Source organism: Nonomuraea sp. NPDC001699 (assembly GCF_053596455.1).
Map to the genome: position 1 here is coordinate 183,042 of NZ_JBSFGF010000009.1, position 20,914 is coordinate 203,955.

General features: G+C 71.5%; 20 protein-coding genes. 8 read left to right on the plus strand and 12 right to left on the minus strand.

Going from position 1 to position 20,914, the window contains the following annotated elements:
• Nucleotides 1–2: 2 nt before the first annotated feature.
• The 3 genes from ACWCSU_RS27295 to ACWCSU_RS27305 are packed head-to-tail and all read right to left on the minus strand — an operon-like array spanning nucleotide 3 to nucleotide 3,110.
• Nucleotides 3–1,262, minus strand: coding sequence for an ABC transporter permease (locus tag ACWCSU_RS27295; RefSeq protein WP_449938636.1), 1,260 nt, complete (start codon nucleotides 1,260–1,262; stop codon nucleotides 3–5).
• On the minus strand, nucleotides 1,249–2,004 hold the full coding sequence (locus ACWCSU_RS27300) for an ABC transporter ATP-binding protein (protein WP_357695736.1): 756 nt from the start codon (nucleotides 2,002–2,004) through the stop codon (nucleotides 1,249–1,251). The genes ACWCSU_RS27295 and ACWCSU_RS27300 overlap by 14 nt, the downstream gene beginning before the upstream one ends.
• Complete coding sequence (locus ACWCSU_RS27305) at nucleotides 2,001–3,110, minus strand: efflux RND transporter periplasmic adaptor subunit (RefSeq protein WP_449938640.1); 1,110 nt, start codon at nucleotides 3,108–3,110, stop codon at nucleotides 2,001–2,003. The genes ACWCSU_RS27300 and ACWCSU_RS27305 overlap by 4 nt, the downstream gene beginning before the upstream one ends.
• A gap of 176 nt (nucleotides 3,111–3,286) precedes the next feature.
• On the opposite strand from ACWCSU_RS27305, the gene ACWCSU_RS27310 reads away from it, so the two are divergent.
• Nucleotides 3,287–5,014 carry an efflux RND transporter periplasmic adaptor subunit gene (locus ACWCSU_RS27310; RefSeq protein WP_449938642.1) on the plus strand — a complete coding sequence of 576 codons (1,728 nt, stop codon included), beginning with the start codon at nucleotides 3,287–3,289 and terminating at the stop codon, nucleotides 5,012–5,014.
• 97 nt (nucleotides 5,015–5,111) lie between these two features.
• On the opposite strand, the gene ACWCSU_RS27315 is transcribed toward ACWCSU_RS27310, so the two are convergent.
• From ACWCSU_RS27315 to ACWCSU_RS27325, 3 genes are all read right to left on the minus strand, one after another.
• Nucleotides 5,112–6,668, minus strand: a complete 1,557-nt coding sequence (locus ACWCSU_RS27315) for an alkaline phosphatase D family protein (RefSeq protein ID WP_449938644.1) — start codon at nucleotides 6,666–6,668, stop codon at nucleotides 5,112–5,114.
• An 85-nt stretch (nucleotides 6,669–6,753) separates the two neighbouring features.
• Nucleotides 6,754–7,344, minus strand: a complete 591-nt coding sequence (locus ACWCSU_RS27320; RefSeq protein ID WP_357695728.1) for an HAD family hydrolase — start codon at nucleotides 7,342–7,344, stop codon at nucleotides 6,754–6,756.
• Nucleotides 7,341–8,162, minus strand: coding sequence for a hypothetical protein (locus ACWCSU_RS27325; protein ID WP_357695726.1), 822 nt, complete (start codon nucleotides 8,160–8,162; stop codon nucleotides 7,341–7,343). The genes ACWCSU_RS27320 and ACWCSU_RS27325 overlap by 4 nt, the downstream gene beginning before the upstream one ends.
• 159 nt (nucleotides 8,163–8,321) lie before the next feature.
• Between ACWCSU_RS27325 and ACWCSU_RS27330 the strand changes: the two genes are divergently transcribed.
• On the plus strand, nucleotides 8,322–8,588 hold the full coding sequence (locus tag ACWCSU_RS27330) for a helix-turn-helix domain-containing protein (protein ID WP_357695724.1): 267 nt from the start codon (nucleotides 8,322–8,324) through the stop codon (nucleotides 8,586–8,588).
• Nucleotides 8,589–8,607: 19 nt separating this feature from the next.
• Here ACWCSU_RS27330 and ACWCSU_RS27335 read toward each other — a convergent pair whose 3' ends face one another.
• A complete protein-coding gene (locus ACWCSU_RS27335; RefSeq protein ID WP_449938646.1) occupies nucleotides 8,608–9,387 on the minus strand; it encodes a hypothetical protein in 780 nt (259 codons plus the stop codon).
• 145 nt (nucleotides 9,388–9,532) lie between these two features.
• Between ACWCSU_RS27335 and arfB the strand changes: the two genes are divergently transcribed.
• Nucleotides 9,533–9,943: an alternative ribosome rescue aminoacyl-tRNA hydrolase ArfB gene (gene arfB / locus ACWCSU_RS27340; protein WP_357695720.1), complete on the plus strand. Its 411-nt coding sequence runs from the start codon at nucleotides 9,533–9,535 to the stop codon at nucleotides 9,941–9,943.
• A 12-nt stretch (nucleotides 9,944–9,955) separates the two neighbouring features.
• Here the strand turns inward: arfB and ACWCSU_RS27345 are convergent, their stop codons facing one another.
• From ACWCSU_RS27345 to ACWCSU_RS27365, 5 genes are all read right to left on the minus strand, one after another.
• Nucleotides 9,956–10,489, minus strand: coding sequence for an NADPH-dependent FMN reductase (locus ACWCSU_RS27345; RefSeq protein ID WP_357695718.1), 534 nt, complete (start codon nucleotides 10,487–10,489; stop codon nucleotides 9,956–9,958).
• A gap of 95 nt (nucleotides 10,490–10,584) precedes the next feature.
• Nucleotides 10,585–12,552: an ABC1 kinase family protein gene (locus ACWCSU_RS27350; RefSeq protein ID WP_449938648.1), complete on the minus strand. Its 1,968-nt coding sequence runs from the start codon at nucleotides 12,550–12,552 to the stop codon at nucleotides 10,585–10,587.
• Nucleotides 12,553–12,618: 66 nt separating this feature from the next.
• Nucleotides 12,619–13,542 (minus strand): acyl-ACP desaturase, encoded by a 924-nt coding sequence (locus ACWCSU_RS27355; RefSeq protein ID WP_449938649.1) that lies wholly within the window; start codon nucleotides 13,540–13,542, stop codon nucleotides 12,619–12,621.
• An 85-nt stretch (nucleotides 13,543–13,627) separates the two neighbouring features.
• A complete protein-coding gene (locus ACWCSU_RS27360) occupies nucleotides 13,628–13,816 on the minus strand; it encodes a hypothetical protein (RefSeq protein ID WP_357695712.1) in 189 nt (62 codons plus the stop codon).
• 167 nt (nucleotides 13,817–13,983) lie between these two features.
• Nucleotides 13,984–14,724 (minus strand): HAD-IIA family hydrolase, encoded by a 741-nt coding sequence (locus ACWCSU_RS27365; RefSeq protein ID WP_357696073.1) that lies wholly within the window; start codon nucleotides 14,722–14,724, stop codon nucleotides 13,984–13,986.
• A 100-nt stretch (nucleotides 14,725–14,824) separates the two neighbouring features.
• On the opposite strand from ACWCSU_RS27365, the gene ACWCSU_RS27370 reads away from it, so the two are divergent.
• The 5 genes from ACWCSU_RS27370 to ACWCSU_RS27390 all read left to right on the plus strand — a co-directional run bounded on the left by ACWCSU_RS27370 (nucleotide 14,825) and on the right by ACWCSU_RS27390 (nucleotide 20,911).
• Nucleotides 14,825–16,018, plus strand: a complete 1,194-nt coding sequence (locus ACWCSU_RS27370) for a M20 metallopeptidase family protein (RefSeq protein WP_364094670.1) — start codon at nucleotides 14,825–14,827, stop codon at nucleotides 16,016–16,018.
• Nucleotides 16,018–16,983 (plus strand): zinc-dependent alcohol dehydrogenase family protein, encoded by a 966-nt coding sequence (locus ACWCSU_RS27375; RefSeq protein ID WP_449938652.1) that lies wholly within the window; start codon nucleotides 16,018–16,020, stop codon nucleotides 16,981–16,983. Before ACWCSU_RS27370 ends, ACWCSU_RS27375 begins: the two co-directional genes overlap by 1 nt.
• A gap of 182 nt (nucleotides 16,984–17,165) precedes the next feature.
• Complete coding sequence (locus ACWCSU_RS27380) at nucleotides 17,166–18,998, plus strand: ABC transporter substrate-binding protein (RefSeq protein ID WP_357695707.1); 1,833 nt, start codon at nucleotides 17,166–17,168, stop codon at nucleotides 18,996–18,998.
• Nucleotides 18,999–19,001: 3 nt separating this feature from the next.
• Complete coding sequence (locus ACWCSU_RS27385; protein ID WP_449938654.1) at nucleotides 19,002–20,009, plus strand: ABC transporter permease; 1,008 nt, start codon at nucleotides 19,002–19,004, stop codon at nucleotides 20,007–20,009.
• On the plus strand, nucleotides 20,006–20,911 hold the full coding sequence (locus tag ACWCSU_RS27390) for an ABC transporter permease (protein WP_357695703.1): 906 nt from the start codon (nucleotides 20,006–20,008) through the stop codon (nucleotides 20,909–20,911). Before ACWCSU_RS27385 ends, ACWCSU_RS27390 begins: the two co-directional genes overlap by 4 nt.
• The last annotated feature ends 3 nt before the right edge of the window (nucleotides 20,912–20,914 follow it).

Here is a 20,914-nt window from a genome sequence, read left to right on the forward strand (position 1 = left end):
CCTTACTCATGCCGCAGGGCCTGGATCGGCCGGAGCTTGGCCGCCCTGTTGGCGGGATAACTGCCGAAGAACAGCCCGATCCCCACCGACACGCCCAGCGCCAGCGCGACGGACGAGGGCACGAGGACCGGTTCGATGCCGGCCACGGTGAACCTGGTGCCGAGGAAGGCCACCAGCACCCCCAGCAGCCCGCCGACCAGGCTGAGCAGCGTGGCCTCCATCAGGAACTGGCCGAGGATCGCGCCGCGCGGCGCGCCGATCGCCTTGCGGATGCCGATCTCGCGGGTCCGCTCGGTCACGGTGACCAGCATGATGTTGGTGATGCCGATGCCGCCCACCAGCAGCGAGATCGCCGCCACGGCCCCGAGCAGCACGGTGAACGTGCCGGTCGCCTCGCTCACCGTCTCCTGCAGCGTGGCCTGGTTGAGTATGCGGTAGTCGGCGTTGCCGTCGGTGATGCCGTGCCGCTGGTTGAGGATGGCGGTCACCTCCGACTGCGCCGCCGTGGTGGCCTCCGCGCCGGTGGCCTGCACGACGATCGAGCCGAGCGAGCCGAACCCGCTCAGGCTCTGCTGCACGGCCGGCAGCGGCGCGACGGCCACGTCGTCGGCGTCCTGCATGCCGGTGGAGCCGCTCTCCTTGAGCACCCCCACCACCGTGAACGGCACCCCGGACACGCTGACCTGCCGGCCGATCGGGTCCACCGTGCCGAACAGCTCCTCCACCACCGTCTGCCCGAGCACCACGACCTTCCTGGCGGCCAGCACGTCGTCGTTGAAGAAGTACGTGCCCTTGGCCACCGGCTTGTTCATGGCCTCGAAGTAGCTGGGGTAGGTGCCGACGAACTGCGCGATCGTGTGGCTGGCGGCGCCGTACGCGGCGGTGGAGGAGGAGGCGTCGACCACCGGCGAGACGGACCTGACCGACGGCGCGAGCGTCCGGTCGGTCAGCGCCTTGGCGTCGGCCAGGCTGAGCTGCCTGGCCTGGGTGCGCGGCCCGGTGTTGCCGGCGCCACCGCCCGGCCCGCGCCCGCCGAAGCCCCCTCCGCCGCCTCCGCCGGAGAAGGACGGGGAGATCGTCAGCGTGTTGGCGCCGAGGCGCTGGATGTTCTTCTGGATGCTCTGCGAGGAGCCCTCGCCGACCGCCACCAGCAGGATGACCGCGGCGACGCCGATGAGGATGCCCAGCGTGGTCAGGGCGCTGCGCATCTTGTTGGCCAGCAGGCCGCGCAGCGCGAAGCGGAGGATCTCAAGCTGGTTCACTGGCCGCCGTCCTCGGGGGCTGTCCGTCGACCGGCGCCTGGCGGCGGTCCTCCACGATCTCGCCGTCCACCAGCCGGATCACCCGTTTGGCGTGCGCGGCCACGTCGTCCTCGTGGGTGATGAGCACGATCGTGCGTCCCGACTGGCTGAGCCGGTCGAGGATCTGCAGCACGTCGCGGGTGGAGGCGGTGTCCAGGTTGCCGGTGGGCTCGTCGGCGAGCAGCAGCGCGGGCGCGGTGACCAGCGCCCTGGCCACGGCCACGCGCTGCTGCTGGCCGCCGGAGAGCTGGTTCGGCTCGTGCCGCACCCGGTCGGTCAGCCCGACCTGCTCCAGCGCGGCCAGGGCGCGGGAGCGCCGCTCGGCCGGGGCGACGCCGCCGTACACGAGCGGCAGCTCGACGTTGGCCAGCGCGCTCATGCGCGGGATCAGGTTGAAGGACTGGAAGACGAACCCCACCCTGCGGTTGCGCAGGATCGCGAGCTGGTGCTCGGCCAGCCGCCCCACGTCCGAGCCGTCGATCTGGTACGTGCCCGAGGTGGGCACGTCGAGGCAGCCGAGGATGTTCATCAGGGTGGACTTGCCGGAGCCGGAGGCGCCCATGATGGCGAGGTAGTCGCCGCGCTCGACGTCCAGGCTGATGCCGCGCAGGGCGCGCACCTTGGCGTCGCCCTCGCCGTACTCCTTGACGAGGTCCTTCACCCGCAGGACGGGGGCCGCCGTCGCGGTGGCCGGGGCCGTCATCGCCCGCCTCCCGGCATGCCGCCGCCGGGGAACCCGCCGCCGAACCCGCCGCGCTGGTTGGTGCCGCTCTGCGTGCCGGTCGCCGGAGGCACGAGCTGGTCGCCCTCCGACACCCCCGACCTGATCTCGGTGAGCGCCGTGCCCTGGACGCCGACCTCGACCGCGGTCCTGACCTGGCGGCCGTTCCTGAGCAGGGTGACCGTGGTCTGGCCGCCGCTGGTGGAGACCGCGGTGGAGGGGACGGTGACGACGTCGTCCGCCTGGCCGACGACCACCTCGACGGTGGCGGTCTGGCCCAGCCTGACCTGGGACGGCACCTTGGTGAAGGTGACCGTGACCGGGTACTGGACGACGTTGTTGCTGGTGGTGGCGACCGGCTGGATCTGTGTGACCTTGCCGTCCGCGGTCACCCCCGGCAGGGCGTCGAAGGTGACGGTGGCCTTCTGGCTCAGCTTGAGCTTGCCGACGTCGGACTCGGTGAAGGTGCCCACGAGCTGGAGGCGTCCGGTGTCGGCCAGGTCGACGAACCCGCCCGTCCCCGTGCCGCCGCTCTGCGACTGGCCCTGCGACTGGCTCTGGCCGCTCGTACTCCCACTCCCACTCCCGCTTCCGCTTCCGCCCGAGCCGGAGGCGGTGCCTCCGACGGATCCGTTCACCGCCGTGACCGTGCCCTTGAACGGCGCCCGCAGGACGGTGGCCGCGACCGTGCGCTCGGCCTCGCGGTAGGCGTTGCGCGCCTTGACGTAGGAGGCGTACAGGGCGGCCGTGCCGGTGCCCTCGTCGATCGCGCTCTGGTACGTGGCCTTGGCCGCCGACAGGCTCTCCTGGGCCGCGGAGTCGTCGAGCCTGGCCAGGATGTCGCCCTTGTCGACCTTGTCCCCGGCCTTGACGTAGATCCGCTCGACCGTGCCGCTCGTGCCGAACGACAGGGCCCTGGTCTTGGAACTGGCCACCGCGCCCGACGCGGACACCGACGCGGTCACCGAGCCGCGGCTCGCGCTCACCGTGCGCACGACCGTCTCGCCCGCCGCACGGTCCGTGCCGAGCTGGACGTAGGCGAGCGCGGCACCGCCCAGCAGGAGCACGCCCAGTGCTCCGTTGGTCATCAGCGCTCTGCGCGTTGTCGACACCTTCACAGCCGGTGACCCTTGCACACCAGCCTGCGCCGCAGCCGTGACGGAGCTGAACGTTCGCTGACAACCTGGGCCCGCGCCGGGCCACACAGGGAACTCTCAGGCTGCTCGCAGGCTGCCGCGAACCTGGTCGGCCAGGATGGGCGGTCATGAGACCGACTATCGCGCTGGGCGGGCTCGCCCTGGCCGTGCTCGTCGCCGGGTCGGGCCTGGCGCTGGCACTCCGCGACGACGCCCCTCCCGCCGTGCGGGTACGGCTCGCCGCCGCTCAGCGGGGCCAGGTCACGGCCCTGGTCAGCGCCGCCGGCAACACCGTGGACGGGGCCCGCCGGGACCTGGCGTTCGGTTCGTCCGGCCCGCTGACCAAGGTGTACGTCAAGGTCGGGGCCAAGGTGTCCAAGGGGCAGGTGCTGGCCAGGATCGACGGGCGGGCGGCGCGGGAGGCGTACGCGGCCGCCAAGGCCGACCTGGCCGCCGCCCAGGAAGCCCTCGACACGTCCACCACCACCGGCACCCCGTCCACCCCGTCCCCCCGCACCGCCGCCACCCCCGGCTCACCGAACCCGGCCGCCACCGGCACCCCCGGGACCCCTGGGTCGCCGAACTCCGCCGCCTGCCCCACCCCGTCGGCCTCCCAGAAGCCCACCCCGAGCAGCGGAAGCTTCAAGGGCGAGGGCGTCCTCGGCCCGACCACCCCTCCCGCCACCCCGGCCACCCCCACCAGCCCCGGCGAGGCCACTGCTCACAACACCGCCGCGACCCCCACCCCCGGCGGGCCTCTCGCCAACACCAGGACCCCCACCACGTCCCCCACCCCCGGCAGGACGCCGACGCCCACCCCCACCGAGAACACCCCCGAGCCCCATCCCACGGCGACGGCCACCGTGACCGCCACGGTGACCGCCACCGTGACGGCCACCGTGACCGTGACGGCGACCCCGCCCGGCGACGGCACCCCGGGAGGCGGCCACACCTCCTCCCCCGGCACGCCGTCCACCCCCACACCCCCCGCCACGACCAGGCCGACGACCACCCAGACCCCGTACCAGAGCGCCAGACCCACGGCGAAGGCCACCCCCAGGACGTCCTCCCCCCGCCCCACCGGCTCCTGCTCCCCCGGCACGACCTCCCGGGCCACGACCTCCCGGGGCACCACCGCCCGAACCGCCACCACCGGCACGAACCCCGGCACCGGCACGAACCCCGGCACCGGCGCCAAGGGCGGGATCACCGAGGACCAGGCCGCCGCGAACGTGGACCGCGCCGAAGCCGCCCTGGAGCAGGCCGCCGACGCCGTACGCGCGACCCGCATCGTGGCCCCCGCCTCGGGCACCGTCCTGTCGGTGGCGGGCGCGGTCGGCGACACGGCCGGCACGGGCGCCTTCATCAGCCTCGGCAACCTGAACGAACTCCAGGTCCAGGCCATGGTCACCGAATCGGACGTCAACCGCCTCAAACTCGGCCAGAAGGCCACCGTCACCCTGGCCACCCGCCCCGGCGAGCACCACAGCGGGACGGTCACCGCCATCGCCCCGACCGCCACCGTCGAGGACCGGCTCGTCCGCTACTCCGTCACCCTGGCCTTCGACGAGCCGCCCACGGGCCTCATGCTCGGCCAGACCGCCACGGTCTCGGTGACGACGGCCGAGACCAAGGACGCGATCTACGTCCCGGCCGCCGCCGTCCGCAGCCGTTCCGACGGCGCCCAGGTCGTCACCGTACGCTCGGGCGGGCAGGACGCCGCGAAGGTCGTCGCCACCGGCGTCCGCGGCGACCAGTACGTCGAGATCACCTCAGGTCTCGACGAGCGCGACCAGGTCGTCATGTCCGGCACCGCCACCGGCGAGTTCCCCGACGCCACCTGGCCGGGCGCCTGAGCGACCGTCCGACCATCCGGCACCGGCGGTTCCCAGCCGATCCCCAGCCCGCTCCCAGCAAACCTTCAGCCGCCCCTCACGAAGCCCCCGCCGTCCCTCAGCCGTGGCGCGGCACGCGACGGACGGCGGCCCGCCCCGCCGCCGAGCGGGCCGGTTCGGCCGGGACGGTGAGCCGGTGCGCGGTGCGGGCCTGCGCGCCGCGGCGGGAGATGTGGTCGAGCGTGCGGAAGTCCACCGACAGCTCGTCCCGGGTCAGCCGGGCCATGAGGTATCCCCGCCGCTGGTCGATGAAGGAGATGTGCGGGTTCTCCTGGAGGGCCTCGGCGATCCACGTCCGGTCCCGGTAGCCGTCGCCGTCGCTGGCGATCGACGACGTCACCAGTTCCCTCGCCACCACCGGCGAGTCCGGGTCGTCGAAGTCGGCCTTGAGGTCGGCCAGGTGGTGCATGTGGGCGTCCCCGGTCAGCACGACGGGGTTGGAGGTGGTGGACAGCGACCCGAGCAGGCGGGTGCGCTCGGCGGCGTAGCCGTCCCAGGAGTCGAGGTTCACCTCGCGGCCGGGCCCGATCTTGTAGTCGCGCTGGGCCATCAGGATCTGCTGCCCCAGCAGGTTCCACCGGGTTCCGGACCCGCTCAGCCCCTCCTCCAGCCACCGCCACTGGGCCGAGCCGAGCAGCGTGCGCCGGTCGGACAGCCGTTCGTCACAACCGGCCCGCACCCCGTCCAGGCATGCCTGGTCGTCGCGGAACTGGCGGGTGTCCAGCAGGTGGAAGCGGGCCAGCGTCCCCCAGGAGACGCGCCGGTTGATGCGCAGCACGGCTCCCTGGAGGCTGGCCCGGCGCAGCGGCATGTTCTCGTAGTACGCGCGGAAGGCGTCGGCGCGGCGGCGGGCGAAGCCGGGCGCGCCGGTGCTGGAGACGGGGCCGGCCCAGTTGTTCTCCACCTCGTGGTCGTCGAAGGCCACCAGCCAGGGCGCGACCGCGTGGGCGGCCTGGAGGTCGTGGTCGCTCTTGTACTGGGCGTGCCGCAGCCGGTAGTCGGCGAGCGTGGCGCACTTGCCCGGCGTGTGCGTGCGCACCCGTCCGGCCAGGGCGGTGTAGCCGCTGGGGCCGTACTCGTACATGTAGTCGCCGAGGAAGACGACCAGGTCGGGCTCCTGCTCGGCCAGGCGGCGGTAGGCGGTGTAGTAGCCGTGCTCGTAGTGCGCGCAGGCGGCCACGGCGAAGGTGAGCGGGCTCTCCCCGGCGGGCGTCGTCCTGGTGCGGGCGGCGGGCGAGAGCCGGCCCTGGCTCCTGAACCGGTAGAAGTAGTCGCGGCCGGGCTCCAGGCCCTCCAGCTCGACGTGCACGCTGTGGGCGTCGCGCGGCCGGGCGGTCGCGGTGCCCGACCGCACGACCGTGGAGAAGCGCTCGTCGGTGGCGACCTGCCAGTCGACCTCCACGTCGCGCGTGGGCATGCCGCCGCGGCCGTCGCCGCTCAGCGGGTCGACGGCCAGCCGGGTCCACAGGACGAAGCCGTCGGCGGAGGGGTCGCCGGAGGCCACGCCGAGGGTGAACGGGTCGGACTTGAGTGTCGTGGCGGAGGCGGGCGGGGTGACGGCGCCGGGCGCGAGGAGGCCGGCCGCCGCCGCTGTCAGGAACGTTCTGCGGTCCACGCTCCAGGTATGTCCGCCCGCGCTGACCCCGTCGTGACAGGCGAGTCAAGCGTGGGTGAACAGCGGCGGTCGTCCCGGCGGGCGGTCAGCGGGGCAGCTCGCGCAGGGACTTGCGGAGCGCGGCGGCGCCGGTGAACAGCACGCCGGTCATGCCCGCGCGCTCGGCGCCCTCGACGTTCTCTGCGCGGTCGTCGACGAAGACGATCTCGGACGGGTCGGCGGCCAGCTCGCGGGCGACCTCGTCGAAGATCTCCCGGTCGGGTTTCACCAGGCCCATCCTGCCGCTGTAGAAGCGGTGGCCGATGGCGGCGATCCAGGGCAGCTCGTCCAGGCCGTCGGCCATGCAGACGGGCATGTTGGACAGCAACGCCACGCCGCCGCCCGCGTCGAGGATCTCCCCGAGGACGGCGACCGTGCCCTCGTCGGGGTAGGCCCAGCTCGCGACGTCCATGGCCACCAGGCGGGCGACCTCGGACGGGGTGGCGGCCCGGCCCAGCACGGCCGACCAGTAGGCGACGGGGCTCAGGCTCGCCCGGTCGAACTCCAGGCGGTGCTCCCAGTAGCCGCGTGCGAACCCTTCCGGCTCGGCCCCGACGGCCCGCGCCATGGCCTCGTTGTCGGACTCGGACTGGGGAAGGGACAGGACGCTGCCGTAGTCGAACACAATCCACGTCATGCAAGGAATGGTCGCAGATGCGGGTCGAGCGCCGGGCAACCCAGGTACTTCTCGGCCGTGTGGAAGTCGATCCAGTCCAGGTTGACCAGCTCTTCCACGTCCACGCCGGTGAAACTCGCGCGCAGCGCGGGCGGGATGGCGGCGATGTCGTCCTTGTCGGCGATGTTCACCCAGCGGGCGACGTTCTTCGGGCGCTCGCCGAGGCCGTTGACGGGGGCGGGCAGGAGGCGCTCGAAGACGACGTTGCGCATGCCGAGCGGGCTGCCGAGCGTCAGGAGCAGGTCCACGGGCAGGTCGGGGTTGGCCCACAGGGCCTCGTACGCCACGACGCTGCCGAGCGAGTGGGCGATCACCACCCTGGGCCGGTTTCTGCGGATGGCGTCGGCCACGGCCCGCCGGCACCGCTCGCGCCTCTCCTGGTCGGTGAGGTAGACCGCGACCTCGGGCGCGAACAGCTTGGCGAACGCCGCGGACCTGGTGTCGAGCCTGCCGAGCAGCCACCCGGTGAACGACTTGAGCGCGCCGGTGACGTGCTCGCCGAGCCCGAGGTCCTTGGCCCATTCGACGAGCACCTGCTGCGTGGCGGCCTCCACCCGCGCGGCCGCCTGCGGGGAGCTCTCCCCCGGTTTGGGGTCGCGCAGGAGGTGGGAGAAGTAGGCGACCTCGCTGAAGTAGGCGCCGGTCCCGCCGCCGAGCGCCGCGTGCAGGTAGCGGTCCCATTTGAGGCGCATGGCCTCGGCGGCCCCGGCGGCCGACCCGCCGGCCTCCAGGAAATAGTTGTACTTGCCGATCCCGTGCACGCCCACGATGGCCGTCACAGCGCCTCCCCCACCCCTGACCGCTCGATCTTCCGCGGATATTGGCATACGCCGCTCGTCCACGCGCGTCAAGAGCGGTCGGGGTTTAGGCTTGCCTAAAGGTTTAGGTAGAGCTAAAGTGGAGTCACGAGGACGGACAGCGTCGAGAGCGAGACCGAGATGGCCTTCCGCCGGAACTCCCGTGACGAGGTGGGCGGTCTCGCCCAGGAGGTCGTCGACGAGATCACCTGGTACATGCGGGAGCACAAGATCACCCGGGCCGATCTCGCCGCGTCGCTGGGCGTCTCGCCCGGCCGGGTGAGCCAGATACTCTCCGGCGACGAGAACCTCACGTTGCGCACGCTCGGCGCGGTCGTCGACGCGCTCGGCGCCCGCCTGGAGCTCACGCTCGGCGACGCCGAAGGCTCCCCCACGGCACTCACCTGAGCCCGTTCAGCGCGCCCGTTCAGCGTGCTCGCATGATGTGCTCGCCGGCGCGGGCCCGTGACGGCGGCACGTACCCCGGCAGGGAGCGGTAGCCGGCCCGGTAGGCCGCGGCCAGCAGGCGCAGCACGTCGTTCTCGGCGTCGTGCCGCAGCACGCCGTGCAGGCGGTTGAGGTTGCCGAGATAGCGCTCGTACCTGGGGGTCCTGGTGTGGCGGGAGAGGGTGAGCGCGGTGGCCACCTTCGAGCGGGCGGCGCCGTCCTCGATCAGGGCGGCCACGTCCAGCCTGCGCTCGACGGCGTCCAGCCGGGCGTGCACCCGTTCGCGCCGCCGGTCGTCGGCCGACAGGCGGTCGCGCATGCGCTCGTGGTAGCGCGCCGCGGCCAGGCTCAGCTCGTAGACGTTCCACGACGGGTCCACCCGCTTCTCGCACCAGACGCGCTCGTCCTCGGCCATCGCCTGGTCGAGCCGGGCCAGCAGCGACACCAGCCAGAACGTGGCCGCCTCCCGGGCCAGCGAGCGCCGCTCGTCCTGCCTGGCCCGCATCTGGCTGAGCCACAGGCCGCTCGGCGCGACCGCGCCCAGGACGGTGGCGAGGGAGTCGTTCAGCAGCGCGTGCCCGGCCAGCGCGACGGTGGCCGACAGGCCGCCGGTGAGCAGGCTGATGGCGACCGCGAGCCGCCGCCCGGCGGGCCCGAACGGCCGCCCCTTCCCCTGGCACCGCAGCAGCAGGAAGACGACGGCGGAGACCACCGCGAGTCCAACGGTGAGCGCCGCCTGGGCGACCCACTTCGGGTCCATGGAATTAGCCCCTCCCGCGGAATGTTCTCTCCATATTCGCAGTGAGGGCAAACATTGAAAATGCCGTTGCGTACGGTATACGTCGCTCATATACGGTGACAATGACCTCGACAAGGCGCATCCACCTGGAACAGGAGCCCCACCCATGCCCGGCCCGCTGATCGTCAACGACTCGATCGTCATCCCCGACGCCGAGCTCGTCTGGCGTTTCTCCCGTTCCTCAGGTCCGGGCGGCCAGGGTGTCAACACCACCGACAGCCGTGTGGAGCTGGTCTTCGACGTGGCCGCGAGCACCGCGATCCCGCCCGCGCTCAAGGCCCGCGCGCTCGACCGCCTGGGCGCCGGCACGATCACCGTCGTGGCCTCGGAGTACCGTTCCCAGTTGCGCAACAGGGAGGCCGCCGGTCACCGGCTGGCCCAGCGCCTCAGGGAGGCCGTCGCGCCGCCGCCCAAGCGCCGCCGTCCGACCAAGCCCAGCCGCGGCTCCGTCGAACGCCGCATCGCGGGCAAGAAGCTCCGTTCCGACGTCAAGCGCCTGCGCCGCGACCCGCACTGAACCCGCGCGGGCTCAGAGGGAGAACGCCGGCTCCCTGACGCCCGCCGGGCAGAGCTGCCCGATCACCGCGCGCACCTGGCCGCGCAGCACGGGGTCGGTGAGGTGGCCGTCGTCGTCGAAGTGCGGGCAGGCCGGCGAGATGACCAGCTCGGCGCCCATCACGACCGCGTCCGCGCCCTGGAGCCGCTTGTAGAGCTCCGCCTGCGCCCACATCGCGCCGCACGCCCGCGCGCTCGCGCTCATCACCGCCACGTGCTTGCCGGACAGCACGTCCCCGGCCGACAACCACTCCAGCGTGTACGTCAGCTCCATCGGCAGCAGGCTGTGCTCGGGAGCCGTCAGCAGCACCGCGTCGGCCCCGGCGACCAGCCCGAGCAGTTCCCTGGCCGCCACCGGCACCTTGCCCGGCTGGTACGGCGGGACGTCGCCCATCCCCGTCCAGATCTCGAACCGGACGCCCTCCGGCAGTTCGCCGCCCGCTGCGTCCAGCAATCTGTTGATGAATGACCCCGCGTGGAGACTGGCGGCGATCCCGATGATTTTCACCTATGCTCCCCAGGCGTTCCGGTGTCACCTGGAAACTTCCCGATGCCTGGGATGTCCAAGACCAGCTCAAGGTCAAAAGCGGCTCTGTCTTCGGCTCAGCGCCGGTGACGCTCCTGGTCAGGCGGGCGCCGGAAGATCAACGCGAGCACCCGCAGCACCATGATCGCCGCGATCACCAGCAGGTTGTAGCCGAGGAGCTGGTACAGGCTCGTGGTGCCGATCACGACGGGGCCGCCCTCGATGCCGAGCAGCAGCACCGCCATGAGCCCGGCCGTGGCGCCGAGCACGGTGAGCAGCACCTGGTGGACCAGCCCGGTGACGTAGCGGCGATCGCGGTCGTCGGCCAGCAGCCGGACGTTCAGGCTGAACCTGCCGTGCTCGGCGGCGCTGGCGATGCGCTCGACCCGGCGGGGCAGGCGGCGCAACATCGGCAGCAGCGCGGCCAGCTCCTGCCCGACGGCCTCCTTGACCGACTCGGGCCCGGCCCGCTCGGCCAGGTAACGGCCGGCGAACGCGCGGGCCTCGCCGATCAGGTTGAAGCCGGGCGACAGGCGCACGAGCGTGCCTTCCAGCGTGGCCAGGGCGCGGAAGACGGCGGCCACCTCGGGCGGGATGGACAGCCCGTACTCCGAGACGATCCTGAACAGGTCGGTGAACATCTGCGCGCTGTCCATGCCGGGCCCGAGGTGCCGGGCCATGAACTGGCCGAGCGCCCTCTCCAGCGCGGCCTCGTCGATCTCCTCCGGCCGCGGCACCACCTCCAGCAGCGCGTCGGTGACGCCGAGCGGGTCCTGCCGGTTCATCGCGAACAGGAAACGTTGCAGGGCCGAGCGGACGGAGGCGTCCAGGCGGCCGACCGAGCCGAAGTCGAGCAGGCCGAGCGTGCCGTCGTCGAGCAGCATGAGGTTGCCGGGGTGGGGGTCGGCGTGGAAGACGCCCTCGACGAGGATCTGCCTGAGCAGGCAGTCGAGCAGGTCGCGGGCCAGCGCGGGGCCCTGCTCGGGGGCGGCGGCGGTGACCGGGCCGCCTGACAGGCGCCGCATGACCAGCACCTGTTCGGTGCAGAGCGCGGGGAACGGCTCGGGGTAGGTGACGCCGCCGCTGCCGGAGGCGGCCACGGCGGCCATGTTGGCGGCCTCGACGCGGAAGTCCAGCTCCTCGCGGATGGCGGTGGCGAACCCCTCGGCCAGGTCGCGCAGCCCCAGCGAACGCCCCCACCGCGTCCTGGACTCCAGCGTGGCGGCCAGCCGGCGGACGATGTCGAGGTCCTGGGCCACCACGCGCTCGATGCCCGGCCTGCGGACCTTGACCACGACGCTCTCGCCGGTGTGCAGGCGCGCGGTGTGGGCCTGGCCGATGGAGGCGGCGGCCAGCGGCGTACGGTCGAAGGCGGCGAACACCTCCTCGACCGGCCCGCCCAGCTCGGCGGCGAGCACCGGCTCGATCCGCTCCCACGGCGCGGGGGCGACGTGGTCCTGAAGGCGGCCCAGCTCGTCGATGAACTCGGCCGGCAGCAGGTCGCGCCGGGTGGACAGGACCTGGCCGAGCTTGACGAAGGTGACGCCGCCGTCGTCGAGCGCCTGGCGCAGCGACCTGGCCAGGCGCACCTTGCCCGACCTGTCGTCCAGGCTGTCGCCGCGGCCCCGCAGGTAGGGGCCGAGGCCGTGCCGGAACGCGATCCTGGTGATCTGCGAGTAGCGCCTGGCCCGGCGGATCCGTCCGCGCAGCGAGCGCAGCACCTCCAGCGGCCCCGGCACCGAGCCGGGCGGCACCAGCGCCTCGGCGAGCACCAGGATCACCATCGGGATGAGCACCATGCACATGGCGACCAGGAGCAGCATCCCGAGCGCGCCCGCGTCGGGCGTGGTCTGCGGGTCGACCGGCCCGAACGAGGCGATCACCGGCGTCAGCATCGGCTGGGCCAGGCCCCAGGCCACCATCGCGGCCAGGAAGGTGCGTAACGCGCCGAACCTGACCCCGAGCAGGCGTTGGGCCGCCGTCGCCAGCAGCAGGATCATCACCAGGATGGCGAGCGAGACGAACAGCGTGCCCAGGAGCTCCATGAGGAGGGATCATGCCACGCCGCGTGGGTGGCGGCGGCGCGCCGGCCCCGGTGCCGGCCCCTGGCGTCAGCCCTTGGCGGCGGCGCGGGCGCGGCGCTCGTCGCGGCGCTCGACGAAGCGGGCCGCGGTCACCTCGGTCTTGGCCAGGAACGCCGACAGCTCCTCGCGGGCCTGCTCGCCCTCGGCGTCGAGCCCGGTCTTGTCGAAGACCGCCCACTGCCGCAGCACGGGCATGAGCACGTCGTCGAGGTGCAGGCGCAGGTCGTAGATGCCCTCATTGGCGATGATCATGGCCTTGCGGGCGAAGCCCTCCATGCCCGTGCCGGGCATCTGGAAGGTGGTGACGACCTCGGTCACCGCGCGCATGGTCTGGTTGGGGTCGAGCTCGAAGGCCGCCTTGAGCAGGTTGCGGTAGAAGAGCATGTGCAGGTTCTCGTCGGCGGCGATGCGGGCGAGCAGGCGCTCGCAGCCCTCGTCGCCGGAGGCCCTGCCGGTGTTGCGGTGGGAGATGCGGGTGGCCAGCTCCTGGAAGGAGACGTAGGCGAGCTGCTGGAGCATGGTGCCGTACGCGGTGGTGAAGCCCTGCTCCATGTGGTGCATGCGGGCCCGCTCCAGCGCGACCGGGTCGACCGCCCGGGTGACGGTGAGGTAGTCGCGCAGAGCGGTGCCGTGGCGGTCCTCCTCGGCGGTCCAGCGGTGCACCCAGGTGCCCCACGCGCCGTCGCGGCCGAACGTGGTGGCGATCTCGTGGTGGTAGCTGGGCAGGTTGTCCTCGGTGAGCAGGTTGACGATGAGCGAGATGCGGGCGGCCTCGGGGATCTTCGAGTCGCCCTCCTCCCACGCCTTGCCGCCGTAGATGCCGTCGAAGTCGCGTCCTTCGCTCCACGGGATGTACTCGTGCGGGAACCACTCCTTGGCCATGGAGTTGTGGCGATCGAGCTCCACGCCGACAACAGGCTCAAGCTCGTGCAGCAGTTCCGTCTGAGACATCGCCATAAAGATCTTCTCCTTCAGGTTACGGGACCGTAGGTTAGGCTACCCGAAGGACATGTGATGCGGTGTCTACCTGGTTGTCCTAAATGCCAACGCGTTGCAACAAGCGGTCCAGCTTGATGTTCAGATCGAGGATCTCCGAGCGCAGCGAGTTGAACTCCTCGGCCATCGCCGTCCGGACGAACCTGAGCTCCTCGGTCACCTCGATGCGCAGTGTCGCCAGCTCCTGCGCGGCCTGCGCGTCCTTCTCCCCGGGCTCGTCACGCCACATCGCTGCCTCCCCGAAATCGGTAAGTCACCTTCCGCTACCAAGGATCTCAGCCGGACGGGCACCGCGTCGCCGGACGGCGGACGCCGGGAGTGGTTTTCTTCTCCCGCGCCGCGATCCTTCGCGCCCCGGGAGAAGAGTTGTCACCCTGCTCGCGCTCCCCGCCGGGCTCAGATCAGGTCGACGAGGTCGGCGACCGACTCCACGACCAGGGAGGGACGGTAGGGGAAGCGGTCGATCTGGTCGCGCTGGGTGACGCCGGTCAGCACCAGGATCGTGAACAGCCCCGCCTCCATGCCGGAGACGATGTCGGTGTCCATCCGGTCGCCGATCATGGCGGTGGTCTCGCTGTGGCCCTCGATGGCGTTGAGCGCGCTGCGCATCATGCGGGGGTTGGGCTTGCCCACGAAGTAGGGCTCGACGCCGGTCGCCTTGGTGATCATCGCGGCCACCGCGCCGCAGGCCGGCAGCGAGCCCTCGGTGGAGGGGCCGATCGGGTCGGGGTTGGTGGCGATGAAGCGGGCGCCGGCCTCGATGAGGCGGATCGCGCGGGTGATCTGGGTGAAGCTGTAGGTGCGGGTCTCGCCGAGCACGACGTAGTCGGGGTCGAGGTCGGTCAGGACGTAGCCGACCTCGTGCAGGGCCGTGGTCAGGCCGGCCTCGCCCATCACGTACGCCGAGCCGCCGGGGCGCTGGTCGTCGAGGAACTGGGCGGTGGCCAGGGCGGAGGTCCAGATGGACTCGGCGGGCACGTCGAGCCCGGCGCCGGCCAGCCGTACGGACAGGTCGCGCTGGGTGTAGATGGAGTTGTTGGTCAGGACCCGGAATTTCTTGTCGGACTCCTTGAGCCGTTTGATGAATTCGTCCGCACCGGGGATCGGCCGCCCCTCGTGGACGAGGACGCCGTCCATGTCGGACAACCAGGAGTCGATCCGCTTACGCTGAGTCACCCGTTCATGGTATCGAGCGAGCCTTGTCGACTTCTCGCCGCACACATGAACAATGTTCATCATGTCGTTCACTGAATCCGCCCTGGACATGCGGGACGAACTCATCCAGCTCCGCCACTCCCTGCACACCACCCCCGAGCTCGGACTGCATCTGCCGAGGACGCAGGAGAAGGTGCTGGCCGCGCTCGACGGGCTCCCCCTGGAGATCACGACCGGCAAGACGCTCAGCTCGGTCACCGCGGTGCTGCGCGGCGGCCGTCCCGGTCCCGCGGTGCTGCTGCGCGGGGACATGGACGCCCTGCCGGTCGCCGAGCGCAACGACCTGCCCTACATCTCCCAGACGCCGGGCCAGATGCACGCCTGCGGCCACGACCTGCACACCGCCATGCTGGTCGGCGCGGCCCGGCTGCTCAGCGCGCGGCGCGAGGACGTCGCCGGTGACGTGATCTTCATGTTCCAGCCGGGCGAGGAGGGGCACGAGGGCGCCAAGCACATGATCGGCGAGGGCGTGCTCGACGCGGCCGGCACGCGGCCGGTGGCGGCGTACGGGATGCACGTGGTGTCGGCCATGCTGCCGCCGGGGCTGTTCGCCTCCCGGCCGGGCCCGATGATGGCGGCGGCCGACGTGTTCTGCGTGACGGTGAAGGGCAGCGGCGGGCACGGGTCGAGCCCCCACCGCGCCAAGGACCCGATCGCGGCCGGCTGCGAGATGGTGACGGCGCTGCAGACGATGGTGACCCGCACGTTCGACGTGTTCGACCCCGTGGTGATCACCGTGGGCACCTTCCACGGCGGCTCGGCCGACAACGTGATCCCCGACGAGGCGCGCTTCGAGGCGACCGTGCGCACGTTCAGCAAGGAGCACCGGGTGCTGGTCAAGCGGCGGCTGGTGGAGGTGGTCGAGGGCATCGCGGCCGCCCACGGGCTCCGGGTCGAGACGTCGTTCGGCATGGGCTACCCGGTGACGGTCAACGACCAGGGCGAGGCCGGGTTCGTCTCGGCGACCGCCGACGAGCTGTTCGGCCCCGGCCGCTATTTCGTGGCGCCGCAGCCGGTGATGGGGTCGGAGGACTTCTCGTACGTGCTGGAGGAGGTGCCGGGCGCGTTCGTCTTCCTGGGGGCCTGCCCGCCCGACCGCGACCCGGCCACGGCGCCCTACAACCACTCGCCGGACGCCCTCTTCGACGACTCCGTGCTGTCCGACGGCGCCGCGCTGTACGCCTCGCTGGCCTACGAGCGCCTGTCGGGTTCGTGATGCGCGCCTGGGTGGTGGACCGGCCGGGGCCGATGGCGTCCGGCCCGCTCGTACCGGTCGAGCGGGACGTCCCCGAGCCCGGCCCCGGCGAGGTGCTGGTCAAGGTGGAGGCGTGCGGCGTGTGCCGGACCGACCTGCACCTGGCCGAGGGCGACCTCGCGCCGCGGCGGCCGCGGACCACCCCGGGGCACCAGGTGGTGGGCCGGGTCGAGGGCTCCGGCGAGCGGGTGGGGGTGGCCTGGCTGCGCTCGACGTGCGGCCGGTGCCGCTACTGCCTGCGCGGCACGGAGAACCTCTGCCCGGACTCCACATATACGGGCTGGGACGCCGACGGCGGCTACGCCGAGTACGTCGTGGCCCCCGCCGCCTACGTCTATCCGCTGCCCGGCGACGTGCCGGCCGAGCGGCTGGCGCCGCTGCTGTGCGCGGGCATCATCGGCTACCGGGCGCTGGCGCGCTGCGACCTGCCGCCGGGCGGCCGGCTCGGCATCTACGGCTTCGGCTCGTCGGCCCACCTCACCGCGCAGGCGGCCGTCGCGCAGGGCGCCACGGTGCACGCCGTGACCAGGTCGGCCGCCTCCAGGGCGCTGGCGCTGGAGCTGGGCGCGGCCTCGGCGGGCGACCGGCCGCCCGAGCCGCTGGACGCGGCGATCCTGTTCGCGCCGGTCGGCGACCTGGTGCCGCCCGCGCTGGAGGCCCTCGACCGCGGCGGGACGCTGGCGATCGCCGGCATCCACCTGACCGACGTGCCCCCGCTGAACTACGAGCGGCACCTGTTCCAGGAGCGCACGCTGCGCAGCGTGACCGCCAACACCAGGGCCGACGGGCGGGCCTACCTGGAGCTGGCGCTGGCCCATCCGCCGCGGGTGGCGACCACGCTCTACCCGCTGGCCGCGGCCGATCGGGCGCTGGCCGATCTGGCCGCCGACCGGCTCAGCGGCGCCGCCGTGCTGGTCGTGGACTGAGGCCCCTGGGCCCGTCGCCCGAGGTCGCGCGATGGAGATTGGCGCCATGCCGGACCTCTATGAAGGAAAGTTACATTACACTCACAACATCTGGAGATTATTGACGCTGCCTGCTGGCGACCGTAGGGTCCGGTCAATTCCCTACAGATCCTCAACAGGTCCGACATCCCCCGGAGCGGCAGATGAAGCGACTGGCAGCGGTAGTGGCGTTGCTGGGCCTCGCCACCGCCACAGCGGCGTGCAGCGGTGGTACTAACAACAAGTCCGGCGGCTCGAGCGGTGGTGGTGGCGGGCTCTTCACCACGATCGACGTCAACAGGCCGGGCCTGGAGGCCACGGCCCCGGCCAACCCGTACAACCCCAAGGGCAACTCCTTCCCCGGCTACACGGCGATGAAGCTGGGCTGGGTGAAGAACCACCTGACCGACCCCAACCAGGCCCTCCCCGGCATCGCGGAGAGCTGGGAGATCGCGCCGGACAACTCGGCGATCACCCTCAAGCTCCAGCCGAACGCCAAGTGGTCCGACGGCAAGCCGGTCACCGCCGACGACGTCAAGATGTCCATCGGCATCGCCTACACCCAGGGCAGCACGGCGTTCTCCATCACGCCGGGCGCCGCGGGCGCGGCGGCGGACGTGACCGTGGTCGACCCCCACACCCTGAAGATCACCCAGGACATGGCGAACCCGAGCCCGAAGTTCGCCCGCGGCGTGCTCGACACGTTCGTCCTGCCCTCCCACGTGTGGAGCAGTGTGCTCCCCGCGGACTTCTGGGACCAGCTCAAGGCCTCCAGGGGCGAGGGCGCCGACGCCGACAAGGCGCGCGAGACGATCACCGGCCTCGGTGAGAAGGTGCTCACCTTCGCCCCGCCGAAGGACACCTCGGCCGGCCCGTTCGTGCTGGAGCGGGTGAACCCGTCCGAGGCGCTGCTGGTCAAGAACAAGTACTTCTACAACGCCGCGAACGTGGCGCCGGCTCAGGTGAAGTTCCTCAACTACACCGGCAACGAGCAGATCTGGAACTACCTCACCGCGGGCAAGCTCGACCACGCCGGCTTCACCGCCGCGCCGTCCGACGTGATGAACCGGATCAAGGCGGCCGCCGGCAACGAGGTCATCAAGGGCTACTCGCCGGTCGCGGTCAGCATGGCCTTCAACCAGTCCAAGAAGCCGTACGACAACGTGCACGTGCGCCGCGGCCTGGCCTACCTGATCAACCGCGAGGAGGTCACCAAGGTCGCCTCCCCCGAGGGCGGCACCGCGGCGGTCACCACCAGCGGCATCCACCAGAAGGCCGCGCAGGCGTGGATCCCCGACGAGCTGCCCAAGCTGGAGCCGTACGCGCCCGACGTGGCCAAGGCCGAGGAGGAGTTCAAGCAGGCCGGCCTCACCAAGAAGGACGGCAAGTGGACGCTGGCCGACGGCTCGGCGTGGAAGGTCTCCATGCACGCGCCCGCCGGCTTCTCCGACTGGCTGTCGGCGCAGGAGAACATCAAGAGCCAGCTCGTCAAGGGCGGCGTGGACGCCGAGGTCGTCACGACCGCCGACTACCCCCTCTACCTGGAGGAGCTGGCGGCCGGCAAGTACGACGTGGGCTTCTGGCTGATGGCGCTCGGCCCCGCGCCGTACGACATCTACCAGCGCCTGTACGGCGCCTCCAACGGCTGGACCAACGTCGCGGGCAAGGTCAAGCACTCCGAGCCCGGCAAGGCCGGCAACTGGATGGGCGGCCCCGAGGAGATCGAGGTCGACGGCACCAAGATCAACCCCGGTGAGCTGACCGGCAAGCTGAACTCGGCCACCGAGGACGAGGCCAAGCCGATCATGGCCCAGCTCGCCAAGGCGGCCAACCAGGACCTCCCGGTCATCCAGCTCTGGGACTACGTCAACACCCAGTTCGTCAACAACAGCCGCTTCACCGGCTGGCCGCACGACGACGAGATCCTGCGCATGGGCGCCGGCGTCCTGCCTTCGGGCGTCTGGATCCAGCTCGGCATGATCAAGGCGAAGTCGTAGTTCATGGCGCTCATCGCACGACGACTCGCGGGCCACCTGGCCCGCGGGTTCGTCATGATCCTCGTAGTCGCGACGATCAGCTTCTTCATCATCAACAACATCCCCGGCGACCCGATGGCCGCCCGCTACGAGAAGCTGGTCGAGCAGGGCATGTCGCCCGAGGCCGCCGCCCAGGCCGTCAAGGTCCTGTACGGCTTCCTGCCCGACGGCACGCTGTGGCAGCAGTACACCGACTACATGACCGGCCTGCTCCACCTCGACCTCGGCATGTCGGTCAGCCGGCCCGGCACCTCCGTGGTCGACGTGCTCACCGACGCGGCCAAGTGGACCGTTCTACCGGTGCTGGCCGGCACGCTGCTGAGCTTCCTCGTCGGGATCCTGCTCGGCGTGTACGCCGCCATCAAGCGCACCGGAAAGCTGGGCGACGCCCTGGCCATCTCCGGCTCGCTGCTGCACGGCATCCCGCAGTACGTGCTGGCGATGCTGCTCGTGGTGATCTTCGCGACGCTGCTCCCGATCCTGCCGGCCGACGGCTCGGTGGACATCCTGTTCGAGCCCGGCTTCAACGCCGGCTACCTCGGCTCGCTGGTCGAGCACGCGGTGCTGCCGGTGGCCACGTACGCGCTGTCGGCCTACGGCGGCTGGATCCTGGCCATGAAGTCGAGCGTGGTCACCGTGCTGGGCGACGACTTCATCCTGGCCGCCGAGCTGCGCGGCATGAAGCGCTCGATCGTGTTCCGCTACATCGCGCGCAACGCGATCCTGCCGCTGTTCACCATGCTCGCGCTCTCGCTCGGCCTGCTGCTGGGCGGCGCGGTCTTCATCGAGAAGATCTTCAACTACCCGGGGCTCGGCTGGCTGCTGATCAGCGGCGTGCAGGACCGCGACTACGGCCTGATGGGCGGGGCGTTCCTGCTGATCACGGTCGGCACGATCATCGCCAACATCGTGGCGGACCTGTTCTACACGGTCATCGACCCGCGGGTGCGCAGCGGAGAGGAGGGCTCGTGAGCGCCACGCTCATCCCTGAGGCCGCGCCGGCCGCGTCGGCCATGCGCCGCAACTTCTGGAACGGCGTGTGGCGGGTGATGAAGCGCAAGCCCAGCCGCATGGCCGGGGTCGTCATCATCGCCGGCTTCATCGTCATGGCGGTGATCGGGCCGATCCTGCTGCCCGAGCACCTGCCGGGCAACGCGAGCGCGATCACCCAGCCGCCGAGCTGGGACCACTGGTTCGGCACCGACCCGCAGGGCCGGGACGTGACCTCGCTGGTGATCAAGGGCTCGCGTTACGTCCTGCTCACCGCCCTGGTCACCGCGATCATCACGGTCGTCGCCGGCACCGCGATCGGCCTGTTCTCCGGCTTCAAGCGGGGCCGCTGGGACACCGTGCTCATGCGGCTGACCGACATGAAGCTCACCATCCCCGGCCTGCCGCTGCTGCTGGTGCTGGCGACCGTGTGGAAGTTCGGCAACCCCTTCCAGATGGGCCTGGTGCTCGGCCTGCTCGGCTGGGGCGGCGTGGCGCGCGCGGTGCGCTCGCAGACGTTGTCGCTGCGCGAGCGCGGGTTCATCGAGGCGGCCCGCGGGCTGGGGCTGTCCACCACGCACATCATCGGCAGGGAACTGCTGCCGAGCATGGCGCCCTACATCGCGATGAACATGCTCATCGCGGTCACCGGCGCGGTCTACTCGCAGGTGGGCCTGTTCTTCCTGGGCGTGCTGCCGTACGAGTCCGACAACTGGGGCGTGATGCTCAACCTCGCCGTGTTCCAGGCGGGCGCGATGATCACGCCGAACGCGCTGGGCTACCTGCTGGCGCCACTGCTGGCGATCCTGCTGCTCACGCTCGGCATCGTGCTCGTGGTGGACGCCATGGACGAGATCTTCAACCCCCGGCTGCGCGAGGAGTAACAA

Coding starts and splice junctions, on each gene's coding strand:
- ACWCSU_RS27335 (WP_449938646.1), bottom strand. CDS start 9,387: ATGGACCCGAAGTGGGTCGCCCAGGCGGCGCTCACCGTTGGACTCGCG.
- ACWCSU_RS27380 (WP_357695707.1), top strand. CDS start 17,166: ATGAAGCGACTGGCAGCGGTAGTGGCGTTGCTGGGCCTCGCCACCGCC.
- ACWCSU_RS27300 (WP_357695736.1), bottom strand. CDS start 2,004: ATGACGGCCCCGGCCACCGCGACGGCGGCCCCCGTCCTGCGGGTGAAG.
- ACWCSU_RS27320 (WP_357695728.1), bottom strand. CDS start 7,344: ATGACGTGGATTGTGTTCGACTACGGCAGCGTCCTGTCCCTTCCCCAG.
- ACWCSU_RS27350 (WP_449938648.1), bottom strand. CDS start 12,552: ATGGAGCTCCTGGGCACGCTGTTCGTCTCGCTCGCCATCCTGGTGATG.
- ACWCSU_RS27355 (WP_449938649.1), bottom strand. CDS start 13,542: ATGTCTCAGACGGAACTGCTGCACGAGCTTGAGCCTGTTGTCGGCGTG.
- ACWCSU_RS27330 (WP_357695724.1), top strand. CDS start 8,322: ATGGCCTTCCGCCGGAACTCCCGTGACGAGGTGGGCGGTCTCGCCCAG.
- ACWCSU_RS27375 (WP_449938652.1), top strand. CDS start 16,018: ATGCGCGCCTGGGTGGTGGACCGGCCGGGGCCGATGGCGTCCGGCCCG.
- ACWCSU_RS27365 (WP_357696073.1), bottom strand. CDS start 14,724: ATGGACGGCGTCCTCGTCCACGAGGGGCGGCCGATCCCCGGTGCGGAC.
- arfB (WP_357695720.1), top strand. CDS start 9,533: ATGCCCGGCCCGCTGATCGTCAACGACTCGATCGTCATCCCCGACGCC.
- ACWCSU_RS27305 (WP_449938640.1), bottom strand. CDS start 3,110: ATGACCAACGGAGCACTGGGCGTGCTCCTGCTGGGCGGTGCCGCGCTC.
- ACWCSU_RS27360 (WP_357695712.1), bottom strand. CDS start 13,816: ATGTGGCGTGACGAGCCCGGGGAGAAGGACGCGCAGGCCGCGCAGGAG.
- ACWCSU_RS27310 (WP_449938642.1), top strand. CDS start 3,287: ATGAGACCGACTATCGCGCTGGGCGGGCTCGCCCTGGCCGTGCTCGTC.
- ACWCSU_RS27370 (WP_364094670.1), top strand. CDS start 14,825: ATGTCGTTCACTGAATCCGCCCTGGACATGCGGGACGAACTCATCCAG.
- ACWCSU_RS27385 (WP_449938654.1), top strand. CDS start 19,002: ATGGCGCTCATCGCACGACGACTCGCGGGCCACCTGGCCCGCGGGTTC.